The 17,977-nt window shown below is 57.5% G+C and carries 18 protein-coding genes; 6 read left to right on the top strand and 12 right to left on the bottom strand.

The genetic code is table 11. The features are described 5' to 3' along the window. Nucleotides 1–188 precede the first annotated feature (188 nt). The gene (locus AC2FJW_RS09860) at nt 189–1,046 is read left to right on the top strand and encodes a DUF2189 domain-containing protein (protein ID WP_496689066.1); all 858 of its coding nucleotides are present in this window, start codon (nt 189–191) and stop codon (nt 1,044–1,046) included. Nucleotides 1,047–1,055: 9 nt separating this feature from the next. On the opposite strand, the gene AC2FJW_RS09855 is transcribed toward AC2FJW_RS09860, so the two are convergent. Further along, nucleotides 1,056–2,042, bottom strand: a complete 987-nt coding sequence (locus AC2FJW_RS09855; protein WP_496749977.1) for an NAD(P)H-quinone oxidoreductase — start codon at nt 2,040–2,042, stop codon at nt 1,056–1,058. 62 nt (nt 2,043–2,104) lie between these two features. Beyond that, nucleotides 2,105–2,797: a COQ9 family protein gene (locus AC2FJW_RS09850; RefSeq protein WP_496712291.1), complete on the bottom strand. Its 693-nt coding sequence runs from the start codon at nt 2,795–2,797 to the stop codon at nt 2,105–2,107. Nucleotides 2,798–2,908: 111 nt separating this feature from the next. On the opposite strand from AC2FJW_RS09850, the gene rpsU reads away from it, so the two are divergent. Then, nucleotides 2,909–3,115 carry a 30S ribosomal protein S21 gene (rpsU, locus tag AC2FJW_RS09845; protein ID WP_005614280.1) on the top strand — a complete coding sequence of 69 codons (207 nt, stop codon included), beginning with the start codon at nt 2,909–2,911 and terminating at the stop codon, nt 3,113–3,115. 267 nt (nt 3,116–3,382) lie between these two features. Next, nucleotides 3,383–4,510, top strand: a complete 1,128-nt coding sequence (locus tag AC2FJW_RS09840; protein ID WP_496749976.1) for a CAP domain-containing protein — start codon at nt 3,383–3,385, stop codon at nt 4,508–4,510. 57 nt (nt 4,511–4,567) lie between these two features. On the opposite strand, the gene ppk2 is transcribed toward AC2FJW_RS09840, so the two are convergent. Beyond that, nucleotides 4,568–5,485: a polyphosphate kinase 2 gene (gene ppk2 / locus AC2FJW_RS09835; protein WP_271948543.1), complete on the bottom strand. Its 918-nt coding sequence runs from the start codon at nt 5,483–5,485 to the stop codon at nt 4,568–4,570. Nucleotides 5,486–5,761: 276 nt separating this feature from the next. On the opposite strand from ppk2, the gene AC2FJW_RS09830 reads away from it, so the two are divergent. Beyond that, nucleotides 5,762–6,601, top strand: coding sequence for a CPBP family intramembrane glutamic endopeptidase (locus AC2FJW_RS09830; protein WP_496749975.1), 840 nt, complete (start codon nt 5,762–5,764; stop codon nt 6,599–6,601). A 1-nt stretch (nt 6,602) separates the two neighbouring features. On the opposite strand, the gene AC2FJW_RS09825 is transcribed toward AC2FJW_RS09830, so the two are convergent. Continuing rightward, nucleotides 6,603–7,061 (bottom strand): Lrp/AsnC family transcriptional regulator, encoded by a 459-nt coding sequence (locus AC2FJW_RS09825; RefSeq protein ID WP_142635322.1) that lies wholly within the window; start codon nt 7,059–7,061, stop codon nt 6,603–6,605. A 136-nt stretch (nt 7,062–7,197) separates the two neighbouring features. On the opposite strand from AC2FJW_RS09825, the gene ald reads away from it, so the two are divergent. Next, nucleotides 7,198–8,316, top strand: coding sequence for an alanine dehydrogenase (ald, locus tag AC2FJW_RS09820; protein WP_271948547.1), 1,119 nt, complete (start codon nt 7,198–7,200; stop codon nt 8,314–8,316). A 194-nt stretch (nt 8,317–8,510) separates the two neighbouring features. On the opposite strand, the gene AC2FJW_RS09815 is transcribed toward ald, so the two are convergent. Further along, a complete protein-coding gene (locus AC2FJW_RS09815) occupies nt 8,511–9,320 on the bottom strand; it encodes a mechanosensitive ion channel family protein (RefSeq protein ID WP_496696599.1) in 810 nt (269 codons plus the stop codon). Nucleotides 9,321–9,418: 98 nt separating this feature from the next. Continuing rightward, the gene (gene mscL / locus AC2FJW_RS09810; protein ID WP_142635318.1) at nt 9,419–9,847 is read right to left on the bottom strand and encodes a large conductance mechanosensitive channel protein MscL; all 429 of its coding nucleotides are present in this window, start codon (nt 9,845–9,847) and stop codon (nt 9,419–9,421) included. Nucleotides 9,848–9,981: 134 nt separating this feature from the next. Between mscL and AC2FJW_RS09805 the strand changes: the two genes are divergently transcribed. After that, nucleotides 9,982–10,680 (top strand): glutathione S-transferase family protein, encoded by a 699-nt coding sequence (locus tag AC2FJW_RS09805; protein ID WP_142635316.1) that lies wholly within the window; start codon nt 9,982–9,984, stop codon nt 10,678–10,680. 36 nt (nt 10,681–10,716) lie between these two features. Here the strand turns inward: AC2FJW_RS09805 and AC2FJW_RS09800 are convergent, their stop codons facing one another. The 6 genes from AC2FJW_RS09800 to pheS form a co-directional block, all read right to left on the bottom strand. After that, nucleotides 10,717–11,166: a YtoQ family protein gene (locus tag AC2FJW_RS09800; RefSeq protein WP_271948554.1), complete on the bottom strand. Its 450-nt coding sequence runs from the start codon at nt 11,164–11,166 to the stop codon at nt 10,717–10,719. Nucleotides 11,167–11,229: 63 nt separating this feature from the next. Then, the gene (locus AC2FJW_RS09795; protein ID WP_496749974.1) at nt 11,230–12,189 is read right to left on the bottom strand and encodes a hypothetical protein; all 960 of its coding nucleotides are present in this window, start codon (nt 12,187–12,189) and stop codon (nt 11,230–11,232) included. A 263-nt stretch (nt 12,190–12,452) separates the two neighbouring features. Continuing rightward, nucleotides 12,453–14,849, bottom strand: a complete 2,397-nt coding sequence (gene pheT, locus AC2FJW_RS09790; protein WP_496749973.1) for a phenylalanine--tRNA ligase subunit beta — start codon at nt 14,847–14,849, stop codon at nt 12,453–12,455. Between the two features lie 85 nt (nt 14,850–14,934). After that, entirely contained in the window at nt 14,935–15,342 is a 408-nt protein-coding gene (locus AC2FJW_RS09785) for a cupin domain-containing protein (protein ID WP_496749972.1), read from the bottom strand. 67 nt (nt 15,343–15,409) lie between these two features. Further along, nucleotides 15,410–16,201 (bottom strand): CE1 family esterase, encoded by a 792-nt coding sequence (locus AC2FJW_RS09780; RefSeq protein WP_496749971.1) that lies wholly within the window; start codon nt 16,199–16,201, stop codon nt 15,410–15,412. A gap of 673 nt (nt 16,202–16,874) precedes the next feature. After that, the gene (pheS, locus tag AC2FJW_RS09775; protein ID WP_281995269.1) at nt 16,875–17,948 is read right to left on the bottom strand and encodes a phenylalanine--tRNA ligase subunit alpha; all 1,074 of its coding nucleotides are present in this window, start codon (nt 17,946–17,948) and stop codon (nt 16,875–16,877) included. Nucleotides 17,949–17,977: the final 29 nt, after the last annotated feature.

Below are 17,977 nucleotides of genomic sequence, written 5' to 3'. Positions count from 1 at the left end.
TCCTCTAGCCTCAGGCCAAGCTAACATGCCTGTGACGCAGGGCAATCGACACGATTACGCGAGGCGCAACCCAAACGCGAAAATTTGTGCTATACTATGCCCAAGGCGTTGCTGGCTGGTCCGGCCAAAAGCAACAAGTCGCCGGATTGACCCCGCTGCGCAACATCGCAATGCTGGAGGGGACGGCAATGGACAAAACGATTGGCAATCCGATCACCTGGGCGGCACGGAACATAGGTGCAACCGGGGATCACCTAGCTGAAAATATCAGCCATATCGGCAGCGCGGATACACGACACCTGCCAGTGGTTCGTACGCTGACGATGGATGATCTTTGGGCCTGCCTGAGGGCAGGATACAGCGATTTTCTGGATACAAGGGCCGATGCGATATTCGTGGTGCTCATCTATCCGATCGCAGGTTTTCTGATGTTCGGAATTGGGCTGAACACAAACATGGTTCCACTGCTGGCACCGCTGGTTGGTGGTTTTGCGCTTGTGGGTCCGGTGGCCGCCCTTGGCCTGTACGAAATCAGCCGCAAACGAGAACAAGGTGGCGAGGCTGGATGGCTGGATGCGTTTGGCGTGTTCCGGTCCCCTTCCCTAGGTGCAATTCTGGCTTTGGCGTTTTACATGGTCATGCTGTTTCTGGTTTGGCTGATGGTCGCGCAGAGCATCTATGTTCAGACACTCGGCCCTGACCTGCCCGCGTCGCTGGGTGCCTTTCTAACCCAAGTGTTCACCACCGCCGCTGGATGGACCATGATCTTGTTCGGGAACGCTGTTGGGTTTCTGTTTGCCCTCGTCGCCCTGGCAATCAGCGTCGTCAGCTTTCCGCTGCTGCTGGACCGCAAAGTGGGCGTTCCGGTCGCCGTGGTGACATCCGTGCGGGTGTTGCGTCACAATCCGGGCGTCATCCTGAGCTGGGGATTCATCGTTGCCGCGCTGCTGGTCATCGGAGCGATCCCGATGTTGCTGGGCCTGATCGTCGTGATGCCGGTACTGGGCCACGCCACCTGGCATCTCTATCGGCGCGCTGTGGCCTGAAACACAGCTTTATCCCGCAACTTTCAGAACAATCTTGCCAATATGGCCAGAGCTTTCCATGCGGGCATGGGCCGCCGCCGCATCAGCCAGATCAAACTCACTATCCATAACAGGGGCAACTTTTCCCGCCTCGAGCAATGGCCAGACCGCTTCGTGCAGATCCGAAGCGATTTTTGCCTTGGCCAGATCGCTTTGCGGGCGCAGAGTACTGCCAGTCAAGGTCAGGCGTTTGACCATCATAAGCGCAAAATTCAGCTCGACCACGGGCCCCTGAAGGAAGGCTATCTGCACCAGCCGTCCATCCTCGGCCAGCGCCTTAACGTTGCGTGGGATATAGTCGCCGCCCACCATGTCCAGTATCAGGTTCGCCCCGCCCTCGGCCCGCATCGCGGCTACGAAATCCGCGTCACGGTAGTTGATCGCCTGTTCGGCACCCAGCTTTTCACAGGCCTCACATTTTTCAGCCGAGCCTGCAGTCGTAAAAACCCGCGCTCCAAAGGCGTTCGCCAGCTGAATCGCCGTTGTGCCGATACCACTGGAACCACCATGCACCAGAAACCGCTCACCGGCCTTCAGGCTGCCGCGCATAAAGACGTTGGACCAGACGGTAAAGAAGGTCTCGGGCAGGCAGGCGGCTTCTTTTAGGCCCATCCCCGCTGGCACCGGCAAACAATGCGCCGCAGGTGTGGCCACATATTCGGCATAGCCGCCGCCCGGCAGCAAAGCACAGACCTGATCGCCAACGGATAGGTCTTCGACCCCCGCCCCGACGGCCACGACCTCTCCCGCGGCCTCAAGACCCGGCAGATCACTGGCACCCGGAGGTGGATTATAGGCACCGGCGCGCTGCAGAGCGTCCGGGCGGTTCACCCCCGCATAGGCGACTTTGAGGATCACTTGACCGGCCAAAGCTTGGGGCATCGGGCGTTCTGTCAGTTGCAGAACATCCGGACCGCCGGGTTCGGTGATTTCAACGGCGCGCATCATCTGAGTCATGGGTAGATCTCCTTTGGCCAATGCCTAGCAGGCTGAAACGTCAAGGCCCAGTAGCAAGAGGACTACTTGCGCGGTGTCAGGAATCCGGGAAGCGTGCCGTGGGTTTTAGCCGGAGCCTTCACCTGCCCGGCCAACCAATTCGGAACAGCAAGAAACGGTCTGAACAGAGGATTGTCCCTCACCTGCCCCTTAAGCTTTTCGAACTGCATGACATTGTCGATACGACGGTCCAGAAACTCCCACGTTTTCTGATTCCCGGGCGAATCGTCCCCCAACCAGAACAACAGGGTCGAGGAATAGACCCCCGACAATGTCGCCCGCTTGGTGTACCAGTTCACGTCGTCCGACGTATCTCCCAACGTGTCCCAGATCAGATCACAGGTTTGCCATACTGCCCTTGCGCCATCAGCCGCGTGGCTTGGCAGCGAAAACATGGTCATACCCCGGCGCACGAGTTCCTTATCCGGCACGGCCTGCAGTCGGAACCGGACGGCAGCGGCGATCCGGTCACGGAATTTGATATCGCCCAAATCCTCAGTTTTAAGGCGATCTGCCATCACTGCGTCCCCGCGCGCATGAAATGCCAACGCCAGGTCAACGGCACCACGCGGACAAATCGCTCGCACCAGAACGTCATCCATTCCACATTCTTCAATCGCCGCGCGAAAGCTGGTTTCCGACCAGCCATCGAAGGGAACATGTGTCAGCATCGCATCCAAAAGCTGCTGCTTGGCGTCTTCATAGGTGGTTGTCATGGCGGTTCTCCGGTTATCAGGACCAGTACTAGACAAGATAGAGGCGCTTTGCTATACGGCCAATTCCTGCAATTTCCTTGCAACTCTATCTAGAAAGGTGGTGACAACCACATGCAGGTTAGTGTTCGCGACAATAACGTCGATCAGGCGCTTCGTGCCCTGAAGAAAAAGCTGCAGCGCGAAGGCGTGTTCCGCGAAATGAAGCTTAAGCAACATTTCGAAAAACCGTCCGAGAAAAAAGCGCGCGAGAAAGCTGAAGCGATCCGCCGTGCCCGTAAACTGGCACGTAAGAAAGCACAGCGCGAAGGTTTGCTCTAAGCACCTTCCTCGTCCAGTTTTGGATGACACTATTTGACGACCCCCGAGGCATCGCCCGGGGGTTTGTCGTTTTCAGGGTGACGTTGCGCGCTTTTTCGCGACTGGCTGACGCAACCCAGCGTCAATGCGCGATAAATCGCGAACTCAGATTCAACTTCCGGTGGCGATCTGCCCACCAACCGCGAGCGGCACGATTGTGTCTTCTCGTCGCCAAGTTCTCGCCACTAATGTCCCGCCAAAATAACGCAATCTATTGGAGGCAGAATCATGTCAACGGCCAGCGATCTAGAACGGCAGATGCTCGCATTGATCAATGCAGAGCGGGCGAAGGCGGGCTTACAACCGGTCAAGCTTGAGCTTCGGCTGAACGCAGCGGCGGAAGATCACAGCGAGTGGATGCTGAACGTCGATAAGTTCAGCCATACCGGCGCCGGAGGTTCGCGACCATCGGACAGAATGGAAGATGCGGGCTTCGAATTCTCCGGAAGCTGGCGTGCGACTGAAAACATCGCATGGCAGAGTGTCCGCGGTGCGCCGGGGCTGTCGGATGACGTTCAGGATCTGCACAACAGCCTGATGAACAGTTCCGGCCATCGCGCGAATATTCTGGACGCCAACGTGACCGTTATTGGAATTGGGATTGAGGTCGGAAACTATGACGGCTGGAACGCCATCATGGTGACCCAGAACTTTGCACGGACCTCTGCGCCTTTGCAGCTTGATACCAGCAGTTCGGGCGGTTCCGGTGGTTCCACACCTCCACCGCCCTCGGGGCAGTTGGACGTCAGGGCTGGCAAGATCGGCACTGCTGCGGATGACTGGTTCGTTTTGAAATCCGGACAGGCTGGCCTTTTGGATGGGCGCGGCGGTGATGATATCCTGGTTGGCGGCGGCGGCCGTGATAAGCTGCTTGGCCGCTCCGGCGACGACACCCTGAACGGCGAAGGCGGAAATGACACTCTGGTTGGCGGTGCTGATAATGACGACCTGAATGGGGGGGATGGCAAAGACCTTCTGAAAGGCGGCTATGGCATTGACCAGCTGGACGGTGGCGGCGGAAAAGATGTGCTTAAAGGCGGAGGGGGCAACGACATTCTTGTCGGCGGCGCGGGCAACGACAAACTGATTGGCGGCAATGGCGCAGATGTCATGACCGGTGGCACCGGAGTGGATCAATTCTACTTCACCAAGGGCGCGGATACTGTAACGGATTTCACTGACGAGGATATCGTCAACTTCCGGCAGGCCAAGTCTATCGTTGGGTATAACGATCTGATGAAGAACCACATTTCACAATCCGGAAATGACGTCATCATCGATGCCGGTAACGGCCACACCCTGACACTAGAAGATACCTTGTTATCGGACCTAGCCAGAGACGACTTTGTGTTCTGAAGGCCGGACAAGCGAAAACTAAAGCCACGCCCCCGGAATCCGGGGGCGTTTTCGTGATCAGTAAATCTTGGGCACGTACAGGTCGTCCGGCAAAACACGCCGTTCGTATTCCGGATTATATTTGCGATCCGGGAGATCGACTTTTTCCTGCGGTACATCCGTATAGGGGATCTTGGTCAGAAGATGCTCAATACAGTTCAGGCGCTCACGCTTTTTGTCGTTGCCTTCGACGATGTACCAGGGCGCCTCGCGGATGTTGGTACGGAACAGCATGTCCTCTTTGGCTTTGGTATAGGCCTCCCAGCGGATACGGGATTCCAGATCCATGGGGGACAGTTTCCACTGTTTCATAGGATCGTGAATCCGCATAAGGAATCGCAGCTGCTGTTCCTCATCCGTGATCGAGAACCAGTATTTCAGCAAGATGATCCCGGATCGAACCAACATCCGTTCGAATTCGGGAACGTCCTGAAAGAACTGATCAACCTGATCTTTGCTGGCAAACCCCATCACCCTTTCGACCCCGGCACGGTTATACCAGGACCGATCGAACAGAACGATCTCACCGGCGGCGGGCAGATGCGGGACGTAACGCTGGAAATACCACTGGCTCTGCTCACGACGGCTGGGCGCCGGCAGAGCAACCACCCGGGCAACACGCGGATTCAGACGCTGCGTAATCCGCTTAATCACCCCACCCTTGCCAGCACTGTCCCGGCCTTCAAACAGGATACAGACCTTGGCACCGGTATGCTGCACCCAGTCCTGCACCTTGATCAGTTCAGCCTGAAGTCGCAGCAAGTTACGGAAATAGACCTTGCGATCCAGCATGTCGGGATGCTGATCCTTGTAGATCTTCCGCACTTCCACCGACAGCATGGGCTCGCTGAATTCGATCTCAAAATCTTCGTCCAGCGCGTCTTCCAACTCGGCTTCGAGCCAGTCTTTTGGTGCATGGTTAAATTCGTCGGTCAAGGTCTGCTCCTTATCAATTAACGGGTCAGGACCCTATCAGGCGCGTGTAACCGCCTGATGTCATCACGGAGGTAGATGAAAGCCTTTTTCTAAGCTTATCTGCCGGGGTCAGCAAGATCACTGCCCCAGGAATTCGGAAACTTGGCATTTCCGCTCGGCTGGATCATTCAATCGCCAGAGCCACCCCTACTTCAGTTTGTATGAAGCCTGTTAACACGACTTGCCAGCCCGAGTGTTCTGAGGGCATCAGAGCACAGGTCATTTCAGAGAGGGGCCGTGGCGCATTTCATATCTGTTCTGCCGGTTGTTTGGCCCTGGTTTATCCTGATCGCCGCACAGATATGCGCTGTTTCGGGGAAATGGTCTTTGGGGTTCGTTCTGCTGACCTGTTTTGGCCTGATTGCTCTGACCTTGGGTCTGGTCACGCCCTTTGCCGCAGCTATTGCGTCAGCAGGTCTTGCCGGAGCGTTGATGCTACGCGGTTTGAACGGTGCGTTTTCCTTTGTTGGACATATCGCCTTGATCCTGTGGTGCCTGGCCATGGGCGCACATCTGGTTCCGGGCTTTCATAACCTTCTGGTACTGGACCGGGTTCCTTCCGGTCCGGGCAGCACCGATTTCACGATGTACCTGAACCTGGACAAGCCTCTGATCCTGTTCGCCGTCCTTCTGGCCTGGCCACGCATGAATGATGGGGTAGCGTATATACGCAAATCGCCGCTGGCGGTCGGGCTGGTCGCATTGCCGGCCCTGTTTCTACTGGGCCTCTCAGTTGGTGCCATCCGGCCAGAGTTCACCCTTCCCCATTGGTGGATGATCTTTGCACTTTCCAACCTGTTTCTGACCTGCCTCACGGAAGAGGCCTTTTTCCGTGGCTATCTGCAATCAGCACTTTCCAAACGCCTGGGGGCTGCTGCGGGGATTGCTGCGGCCAGCCTGCTTTTCGGGCTTGCACATTTTGCAGGTGGACCTGCATTGGTTTTCTTTGCAGCCCTTCTTGGCGCGGCATGTGGCCTGGGATATTACGCGACAGGACGTCTTTGGGTTCCGGTTCTGATGCATTTCGCCTTTAACGCGGCGCATCTGGTGATTTTCACCTATCCCGGCCCAGCCTAGGTTAAACCGGCAACGCCGTCGTCTTGAACACAGTCCGAAGCGCGAATGAGCTTTGCATCTGCGCCACGCCTGGAAGTCGAGACAGATATTGGCGATGGATGCGGGCGAAATCCTCGGTGTTTTCGGCAACGACCTTCAGTATGTAGTCCGCAGTTCCTGCCATCAGGTGGCATTCCAAAACATCCGGGATCCGCGCAACGGCTTTCTCAAAAGCCTCCAGTACTTCCTCGGCCTGGCCCTGCAAGGTGATCTCGACAAACACCGTTGTTGGCACATTCATCTTGCGCGCGTCCAACAAGGCAACGTAGTTGCGGATATAGCCATCGGCCTCAAGCCTCTGTACCCGCCTGTGGCAGGCCGAAGGCGACAAATTCACCTGCTCGGACAATTCGGCATTCGACATACGACCATTCCGCTGCAAGGCGGCCAGAATCTTTCTATCTGTCGTATCAAGGCTCATCCACGCAATTCCTTTGCGGGTTTTACCCATTGTAGCGAAGATTTTCCCGAAGAAAAGCCGGAATGCGGGCAGAGTTTCACAGAAATTGCACCCGAAACCGCCCATTATTTAGGCAGTTTAGGAACGGAGAGACCTAATGAAAATCGGTTGCCCCAAAGAAATCAAGCCGCAGGAATTCCGTGTCGGCATGACGCCCAACGCCGCACAAGAGGCGGTGTCTCGTGGCCATGACGTGATAATCGAAAACGGAGCTGGCATTGGCGCCGGGTTTGATAACGATGATTACGTCGCCGCAGGTGCCCGCATCGTGGACAGTGCAGAAGAAGTTTTTGCCACCGCAGAGATGATTGTCAAAGTCAAAGAACCCCAGGCGGGCGAACGCAAGATGCTGCGTGAAGGGCAGCTTTTGTTCACCTACCTGCATCTGGCCCCGGATCCGGATCAGACCCATGACCTGCTGGAATCGGGCTGTACGGCTATCGCCTATGAGACAGTGACCGATGCAAATGGAGGTCTGCCCCTGCTTGCACCCATGTCCGAGGTTGCGGGCCGTCTGGCACCACAGGTCGGATCTTGGACGCTGCAAAAGGCCAATGGCGGCCGCGGAGTTCTGATGGGTGGCGTCCCCGGCGTTGGTCCAGCAAAAGTTGTGGTTATCGGTGGGGGCGTCGTCGGCACCCATGCCGCCAAGATCGCCGCAGGTATGGGCGCGGATGTGACGGTACTGGACCGGTCCCTGCCCCGGCTGCGTTATCTGGACGACGTGTTCGGCGGTCAGTTCAAGAACCAGTATTCAACTGCAGGTGCGACCGCGGAGCTGATCCAGACAGCCGACATGGTGATTGGCGCTGTGCTGATCCCGGGTGCGGCAGCGCCGAAACTGGTGACGCGCGCGCAGCTGTCCACCATGAAACCCGGCGCGGTTCTGGTGGATGTTGCCATCGACCAGGGCGGCTGTTTTGAAACCTCTAAGGCCACAACCCATGCGGACCCGATCTATGAAGTTGACGGCGTCATGCATTACTGCGTGGCCAACATGCCCGGCGCGGTTGCAAGAACATCAACAATAGCACTGGGCAACGCCACAATGCCCTTCATGCTGGCGCTGGCGGATAAAGGATGGAAACAGGCCTGTCAGGATGATCCGCACCTGCTGGCTGGCTTGAACGTTCACGCCGGCCAACTCACCTATTATGCGGTTGGCAAAGCGCTTGGGATTGACGTGGTATCCCCCAACGTCGTCATCAAATCCTGACGGAAGCCTCCAACCCCTGAAGCGCCCTCTCCCGAGGGCGTTTGCAGCGTTGGGCATAACGCCGCCTCTTCGAAGCGGCGTGACCTGTTCACAGCGTTGAACGGGGCACCAAAAACAACGACGCCGCGCGGTTAGCGCGGCGCCGGGCCCAACCGGAGGAGGGTATTTTAATGCCCGAGCGACGGGCGGGAGCATCATCCCTGTTTCTGGATCTCGACCGAATGCGGGTATGGAATCGAAACGCCTTTTGCATCAAACGCTTCTTTGACTGCTTTGGTCATTTCAAATTTGACATCCCAATAATCGACAGCGGCACACCACAAGCGCGCCGTCAGATCGACCGAGCTGTCCCCCAGATTTGTGACCCGCACCCAGGGCTCGGGATCGCCGTGGATGCGCCCATCAGCCATTGCGAGGTCCAGAATGATTTTCATCGCCGCATCCGCGCTATCGCCATAGTCGATACCAAACACCAAATCTACACGACGCGTCTCGTGTGCCGAGTAGTTGGTGATAACTGACCCCCAAGCCTGGCCATTGGGTACAATGATCTGCACATTGTCGGGGGTCACGAGTTCGGTCGTGAACAGATTCAGATCTTTGACAGTTCCGGCTGTTCCGCCGATGTCGACATATTGGCCAAGCTTATACGGCCGGAAGACAACCAACATCACGCCTGCCGCCAGATCACTAAGTGTACCCTGCAGCGCCAGGCCTATGGCCAGCGAAGCAGCACCCAAAATGGCAACGATACTGGTTGCTTCGATCCCGAAGATGCCCAGAACAGCCACAATTACCATGGCCAGAATGGCCCATTTGATCATGCTGGCGGCAAAATTGCCCAGCGTCGGATCAATATGGGGCGTTTTGTTGATACGGCGGCGAACAACCCCAGCGATCATACCTGCCGCAATCCAGCCCAATATCAGAACAATCAGAGCCTTGCCCGCACTCATCAAGATTGGCACATAGCCATTTGCCATATCCATGGCTTGATTTGCCATTTCCATCGTCTGCTCCAATTCGGGTTTCCTTCTGCTTTCAGATCGTTAATTGAATCCCACCTATCTGGTGGGGTCCTCTTCTGCCGTAACTGCAGGAGTCACTTTTTCAGTGCGTCGCGGATTTCCATCAGGATGTCCAGCTCGCTTGGCCCGGCTGGCGCTTCTTCTTCCGCCGGTGCTTCCTCTTCTGCCGCCTCTTTGACCCGGTTCACCATTTTGACCAGCATGAAAACCACCCAGGCGATGATCAGAAAGTTGATGATCGCCATGATGAACGCACCATATGCAAAAACAGAAGCACCGGTTTCCCGCGCCGCTTCCAAGCTCGCCCCTTCGGCGACATCACCGGCCAGAACGGAGTAGTTGTTGGTGAAATCAACCCCACCCGTGAACAGGCCAATCAATGGATTGATCAGATCGCCAACAAGCGACGTAACAATTGCGGTAAATGCGGCTCCAATGATGATACCCACCGCCATATCCATGACATTGCCTTTGGCAATGAATGTCTTGAACTCCTGGAACATAACATCCCTCTTTCCCTGTTGTCATTTTTATGCGCCTAAACGCACGGCAACTGTGCGCTAATTGCACTATAAAATGTATGTTTTTATGGGAAATCGTGACTATTTTTCCCCAATCGGCTTATTCAGGAGACCCCATGACACATTTTGCGTCTTATTCCATTACAGACAAATGGCCTGCCAAAGACCCTTCGGTCATTCAGCTCTATTCTTATCCGACGCCTAATGGCGTCAAAGCCTCGATCATGCTTGAGGAAACCGGCCTGCCCTACGAGGCGCATCTGGTCACGCTTGCGGATGCGGATGTCAAAAGCTCCGAGTTCCTGTCGCTGAACCCAAACAACAAAATCCCTGCAATCATTGACCCGAACGGTCCTGATGGACATCCCCTGGGCCTGTTCGAAAGCGGTGCGATCCTGTTGTATCTGGCCGAGAAGTCAGGGAAATTCATGGGTCAGACACAAAGCGACAGACATCGCATTACCCAATGGCTCATGTTCCAGATGGGTGGAATTGGTCCCATGCTTGGGCAACTTGGCTTCTTCCACAAATTCGCCGGGAAAGAGATCGAAGATCCGCGCCCCCGTGAGCGTTATCTCAACGAGGCAAAGCGGCTGTTAAATGTCGTGAACAATCAACTTGATGGCCAGGAATGGATCGCCGGGGATTACTCGATCGCCGACATTGCAATCGTCCCCTGGCTGCGCGGGTTGGATTTTTATGGTGCCCGAGACATTGTTGGCTGGGATGAGTACGCAAATCTCCAACCTTATCTTGATCGGTTTCTTGCGCGTCCCGCCGTTCAGCGCGGGCTGCAGATTCCTTCCCCAGGTTAACACGTGTGGGGTGAGGCAATACCTCACCCCATCCATTTAGCTTGGAAGCTTACCCGTCAGAACATACCGCAGCACATCCACCACCTGCGAGGGATGTTCAGCAACAGCCAGGGCGGCTGCATCCACCTCTTTCAACGCGTGCTGATGATCTGGCCCGTGCACTACTATGATCGACTTGCCCAAAGCCGCCGCATATCCCGCGTCAAAGGCTGCGTTCCATTGCTTGTATTGATCGCCAAAGCGGACGACCACGACATCAGCGTCTGAAATGCCCTTGCGGGTTCGGATCGCATTGACCATCGCACCCTTGTGGTCATGCCAATACTTGTTTGGCTCGGACCCCAAAATTGCAACGCCGCAATCGTCGCTGGCTTCGTGAACCGTGACAGGGCTGTTGAACGAAATGTCCAACCCTTTCGCCCCGTCAATGATCTGCTCGCGCCAGTCGGTGTGTATCTCTCCGGACAGGTAGACGTTCAGGCCCATTGATTTCTCCTTTGATTTTATTGGCGACCCTAAAGACAAAATGGACCTGACCCAAGGGGGGGCTCAGAAAGCCAGCCGCCAAAACACCGGCTGCCCGTTGGGAACTGCCTTACGGGCCGCGCTGCGCTGCTTGCTTCCCAGAAACCCCGGCATCTCGGATGTTGGCTCGAACCCGAAACTGCGGGGCAAACGGGTATAGATCGACCGAGGCGGCAACCGTCCCCAGGTGATCCCTTTCAGCTGCGCGCCCGGTTCTGGCTGGTGCATCCAGACTTCGCGAATGGCGAATTCGTCGCGCAGCAGCACCAACACTGCCAACATCATGACCTCGGCCCATATTTTCGCATATTTCTGCTGCAGCGCCTGCTCGTATTCACGCGTCAGACGCAACTCACGCGACCGGGGCGCCCGGCATTGCAGTCGACGCCGGGCATGGCCGACAAAGCGCAACCAGTCGGACTGAATTTCTTCAATCAGACAAAAGCCACTTGTTAAATCTATATCCAAGCGGCACCAGGCCAGAGTCGGACGGCCATGCGTGCGTACCGGGTGCCAACAGCTTTGGAACGCACCCACCGCCGCGCGCTGTTCGAATTTCCACAACAGCTCGGCATGCTCGGTCGGGAAGCCCAACTGCACCACAAGGTTATGCGCCTTGCGCGTGGTTTGTTCACCAGACCAGCGCTCAAAGCTCAGGCAGAAATCCAGCCATTCGGACTGATAGACCGCTTCTAAACCATGGAACGCCGCAGGGCTTAGCCCCTTCAGACGCACGGCGCGATCCGCATGGGCCACGGCCAGCACATCGTGCCTCCGCAAAACCCCACCGCACCGCGCGATCATGGGTTTCAGCAAAGGACGCGCCAGCAAACGGGACAGCCCCGATTGCTTTAGATCCGAAACCGACATTTCGGCCTCCATTGACTGGCACAGCAACCAGGGGCTTTGCCGGTCGGTATAATAGTAGAATGGCATCTCTTCCGGCAGAATCTGCCGGATCATCGAGATGTCTTGGCGTTTCATGACAACTCTCCAACGGGAAACAGGCCCGCCGGTCAGTTGGCGGGCAATCAGGGTTTGGGCATTGCTTTTGCGAGGCTGGGATCTGGCATTGGGCCGACTCCGGATTGTGATTGCATCAGGGGGCTGGACTTACGGCCAGGGGGTGATTCCACTCAACCCCTGGATTTTCAGGACGCAGGGACGTTGCAGCACGGCAACACTGGCGTCTGAGAAACGAGAAAAGCGCGCCGAAGGGCGCGCTTTGCATTTGGATTACGGTCGCGTTAGCCGCGCAGAACGCCGCCCGTTGCCTTGGAAACCTTGGCGATGATCTTCTCGGCCACCGCTTCGATGTCTTTTTCTTTCAGAGTCACATCTGTTGGCTGCAGCCGAACGGTGATGGCCAGAGATTTCTTGCCCTCACCCAGGCTGCCGCCAATGAATTCATCAAAGACGCGCACATCCTCGATCAGCGCCTTGTCGGCCCCGGCAGCGGCATTCACCAGCGTCAGTGCCTCGACGCCTTCATCGACGACAAAGGCAAAGTCACGCTCGACCGCCTGCAGATCGCGCAGCTCCAGCGCCGCGCGGGTCGCCCCGGATTTACGCGGAAGAGGCACCTCATCCGGCCAGATAGTGAAAGCCACCGCCGGGCCCTTGATGTCCATCGCCTGCAACACACGCGGATGCAACTCGCCGAAAACGCCCAGTACCTTTTTCGGACCCAGACAAATTTTGCCGTGCCGACCCGGATGCCACCAGGCGTCGCCCTCGCGTAGGATCTGAACCTTGGCGGGTGCGCCGATGGCGGCCAAAACGGCCTCGGCATCTGCCTTGGCGTCGAACACATCCGCCGGGCGTGTGGCGCTATGCACATCCTTGGGGCCGTCGCGACCGACCAGCAGGCCGGCAATCTGGATTTTCTGATCGCCTGGCTCGCCGTCGTGAAAAACTGGGCCAACTTCAAACAGCGCCACATCCGCATAGCCGCGCGCCTGATTGCGGGCCGCCGCTTGCAACAGCCCCGGCAGCAGATCGGGGCGCATATGGCTCATCTCGGACGAAATCGGGTTTTCCAACTGCGTCGCTTCGTCGCCACCGCCAAACAGCGCTGCGGATGTCTGATCAATGAATGTATAGCTGACGCATTCGTTATAACCCAATGCGGCACAGGTGCGGCGCGCCATCGACTGGCGGCGCTGAGTGGCTGTCATAACCGGTTTCGGAATGCCATCAGTGACCCTCGGCAGCGGCTTGCCCTGAAGCTTGGTCAGGGAGGCAATTCGTGCGACCTCTTCCACCAGATCAGCCTCGCCCATGACATCGGGGCGCCAGCTGGGGACATGGGCCATCTCGCCTTCAAGGCGGAAACCCAGACGGGTCAGGGTCTGGCGCTGCTCGCTTTCGGGAATGACCATCCCGACCAGCGATTGCACCCGGGCCGAGTCCAACTTGTAGGATCGCGCGTGGTTTGGTGCTTTGCCTGCCTCAACCACTTTAGAGACCTCGCCACCGCAGATATCCAGGATCATCTGCGTTGCATGTTCCAATCCTTCCAGCGTGTATTCCGGGTCGACGCCGCGCTCGAATCGGTACCGCGCATCCGAGTTGATTTTCAACGCCCGGCCTGTCAGTGCAATTTGCACATGATCCCAGAACGCGCTTTCGAGGAAGACGTTCACGGTATCCTCGATACAGCCGGTTTCTTCGCCGCCCATGATCCCTGCAATGGATTCCGGGCCGTTGTCGTCCGAAATCACCATCATGCCGGGTTGCAGCGTGTATTCCTTTTCGTCCAGCGCCACCAGCTTTTCGCCGCCCTTGGCCCTATGTACGCGCAGGTTGCCCTGAACCTTGTCCGCATCAAAGACATGCAGCGGACGGTTTTGGTCGAAGGTCATATAGTTGGTGATATCCACCAGGGCCGAGATCGGACGCAGGCCGATCGCCTTCAACTGATCCTGCAGCCACTGCGGGCTGGGGCCGTTCTTGACACCCTTGATCAGACGCCCGGTAAAATGCGGTGCTCCGTCCAGCGTGTCATCATCAATCGTCACTTTGATCGGGCTGACGAAATCGCCCGGCACCGGCACATAGTCGCGCTCTTTCAGCGTGCCGACCCCGCGTGCCGCCAGATCGCGCGCGATCCCGGCGACGCCTAGCGCATCGGGGCGGTTCGGGGTGATCGCAATCTCGATCATCGGATCGACCTTTGCGGGATCATTCTCGGCCAGCCAGTCAACGAACCGATCGCCGACCTCACCCGAGGGCAGCTCGATGATGCCGTCATGCTCTTCCGACAGCTCCAGCTCGCGCTCCGAGGCCATCATGCCAAAGCTTTCGACACCGCGGATCTTGCCGACGCTGATGGTGATGTCCAGGCCCGGAATATACATGCCCGGTTTGCAGACCACGACGGTGATGCCTTCGCGCGCATTGGGCGCGCCGCAGATGATCTGCAGATCACCCTCATCCGTCGCAACCGTACAGACCCGCAGCTTGTCGGCATCAGGGTGCTGTTCGGCATGGGTCACTTTTCCCAGCGTAAAACCCGCCAGTCGGTCCGCCGGATTGACGATCTCTTCGACTTCGAGCCCCAGATCGGTCAGCGTTTCGGCGATCTCATCGACCGACGCGTCAGTGTCCAGGTGATCCTTGAGCCAGGAAAGGGTGAATTTCATCGGTCGTATTCCGCATAATCTTGGGTCAGCCCGCGTGTAACGGATATTCAGACAAGGGGAAAGAGGCCGTGTGCCACATGATCACCTACTGTTCGGCAACTGTGTTGGCGACGCTATCCGATCCGGCAAACACCGCCAAAATCCGCGCGATGCTTTCGCCCGTATTCGCCCCCACATGCGGGGATCGGAACGCTTCGACAAAGGCATCACCGGTTTTGTAGGTCTTTGTCCCCGCCGCGCCGTAATCGACAGTGATTTCCCCTTCCAGCACATAGGCCACCAGCGGAGCATTATGTCGGTGACTACCGGTCAGCTGACCCGGCTGCATGGTAATTATGGCCATGGTGATTTGCGGTGTGCCCTCCGGGTATTCCAGCGGCTCTCCGATCACGGACTTGTCCGTTTGCACCAACACATCAACAGGCGGATAGGCGTCGCGCGCCAGGGCAGAGGTTGCGGTCAGGATCGCGGCGGTCACCAGCAGGGGTTTCATCGGGCAAGGCTCCTTGGTCAGATGGCCTGCGCAGATGACCCCGGATGTTAGGGGGCTGTCAAACAGATCAGGGATAGGCTGGAGGGCGCCCGGCCAGCTCATCCAACTGCCAGCCGATCCAGCCATGAGGGATGAAATGCCCGCCCGGATGCGTGTCCAACGTAACCTGCCCCTGCGCGCAATCGGTCCACTCCACACGGCTGAGGGTCAGGAAAGGCTTCACGCTCCAATCGCCACGCGGGGTTGCACCGTTGCAATCGAACTTCGCCTTCCACAACGCCACCGGATAGGTCGTGTCCCCGCCCGGACCCAAGGGAAAATCCATCACCGTGTCGTCCAACCCATGCACATGGCGCACCTGGCGCGGGGCCTGCGGGCAATCTTCGGTCTGGCGAATGCTGCCAGCTACAGCCAGCAGGGCCGCAACGTCATCGCCGGACTGACAGACATAGCGCCACGCCATCGCGCCGCCATAGGAATAGCCCGAGACATAGATGCGATCCGGGTCGATGGGATAGCGCGTCGCCACATCCTCTAGCACCCGATCCGCGAAGGGAACGTCATCGGTCTCGGAGGTCCAGAAATCCCAGCTTTTGCCCAGCCCGTTCGGGGCCACCAGCAATACGCCGCGCAGTTTGGTGGCCCCTGCGATCCTTTCGTGGTTGACCACCACATCCCCCTGCCGTGCCCAGCCGTGGAAATGCAGCAATACCGGCAGAGTCGTTTCGCCATCCCAGCCATCGGGTTCAAGCACATGATAGGAACGGTCGCCCAGCGGGCAGGCTGTGTCGCCGTGGCAGCCATTTGCTGCAGCTTGGAGCGGGATCAGGAAAAACAGGCAGGTCAGAATCCGGAGCATAATTTGCAGCCTACCCGCCCCGTGCACGAAGTCACGTCACAACCCCGTGGGAGGCTGAAACAAGCCGCGCTATCGCTAGACCGCGGGGTGGTGATCCTTGGGCTGTGGAGGGCAGTTTATGCTGGCCAAATCCGTGCGCTCTTCGAGCGCTTCACTGACGGAGACAAATCGCCAGCCTCCAAACAGCCAAAAAACTAGTTTAAGTCGTCTTTCATTGATGAAATCAAATTGTTAGTTGCTGAAGTAATTTTGCTTATACACTCTTTATCCTTTGCCCTTTGTTCGGCTGTTTTGTTGAGCCATTGTTGCTTAGTCATCGATAGACCGTGCGACGCAAAATCTGCGTATGCTCTCCGAAGCTCGTCCGCGCAATCGTAAACGTTTTGAGGTGATAGCAGTCTCAATTCATCTATAAGGTGTATTTGGTGGGTCGTTTCCAATTTAAATCTTGGTGCCGCCGGCCCAAAACTGGTCTCATTCCACAGTTGACGACAATGGTGTAGAAACTCGCCGTAGACCCTGCGCCGCTCGTCACGACGAATTTCAGCCCTCTCAGCACTAGCCTTCCAAAAATAAAGAACAATGGCTCCGAAAAGCGCTACAAATGGCGGCAGTAAAGCCTGCGCAATGTCGACCCATGACCAGCCACCAGATGCGAAGCTAATCGAGATTGTCACCGCGACAAACCACCATGCAGGTTCGGCATATCCAGCGCTGCAAACCCGTAGTGCCTCAGCCAGCGCAGATCGGAATCAAAGAAGGCCCGCAGATCCGGAATGCCGTATTTCAGCATCGCCAGACGGTCGATGCCAATGCCGAAGGCAAATCCCTGATAGACATCCGGATCAATCCCACCGGCGGCGATCACCTTGGGGTGGACCATGCCCGAGCCCAGGATCTCCATCCAATCGTCGCCCTCGCCGATCTTCAGCTGACCGTTATCCCAGGAACAGCGGATATCGACCTCGGCCGACGGCTCGGTGAAGGGGAAGTGCGAGGCGCGGAAGCGCAGCTCAACATCGTCGACCTCGAAGAACGCCTTCACGAACTCTTCCAGAACCCATTTCAGGTTCGCCATCGAGATGTCTTTGTCGATGGCCAGCCCTTCGACCTGATGGAACATCGGCGTGTGGGTCTGATCATAATCGGCGCGATAAACGCCGCCCGGACAAATGATGCGGATCGGCGCGCCCTGCAGCTCCATCGAGCGGATCTGGACCGGCGAAGTATGGGTGCGCAGCACGTGCGGCGGGCGCTCGTCGCCCTCGGCACGGTGCATATAGAACGTGTCCATCTCGGCGCGCGCGGGGTGGTGGCCGGGGATGTTTAGCGCGTCGAAATTGTGCCAATCGGTCTCGATCCGCGGCCCTTCAGCCACCGAGAAACCCAGTTCGGCAAAGATCGCAGTCAGTTCCTCGGTCGCCTGGCTGACCGGGTGGATCGAGCCTTGGCGGCGCGCGCGCGTCGGCAGGGTAACGTCCAGCCATTCGGTGCGTAGACGTTCGTCCAGCGCGGCATCGGCAAGACCGGCTTTCTTGGCGGCCAGGGCCGAGTTGATCTCATCCTTCAGGGCGTTCAGCGCGGGGCCAGCGACCTGACGTTCCTCGGGGGTCATCTTGCCCAGCTCGCGCATCTTCAGCGCGACCTCGCCCTTTTTGCCCACGGCGGCGACGCGGATCGCCTCAAGCGCGTTCTCATCGCCCGCCTCGGCGATTTGCCCCAGATATTTTGCCTTAAGATCGTCCATGACGCCCTCTGAATTTGGTCGCCAACCTG

It is taken from the genome of Ruegeria sp. CDSA020, assembly GCF_059612345.1.
This window is presented reverse-complemented; position numbering and strand designations above follow the sequence as displayed.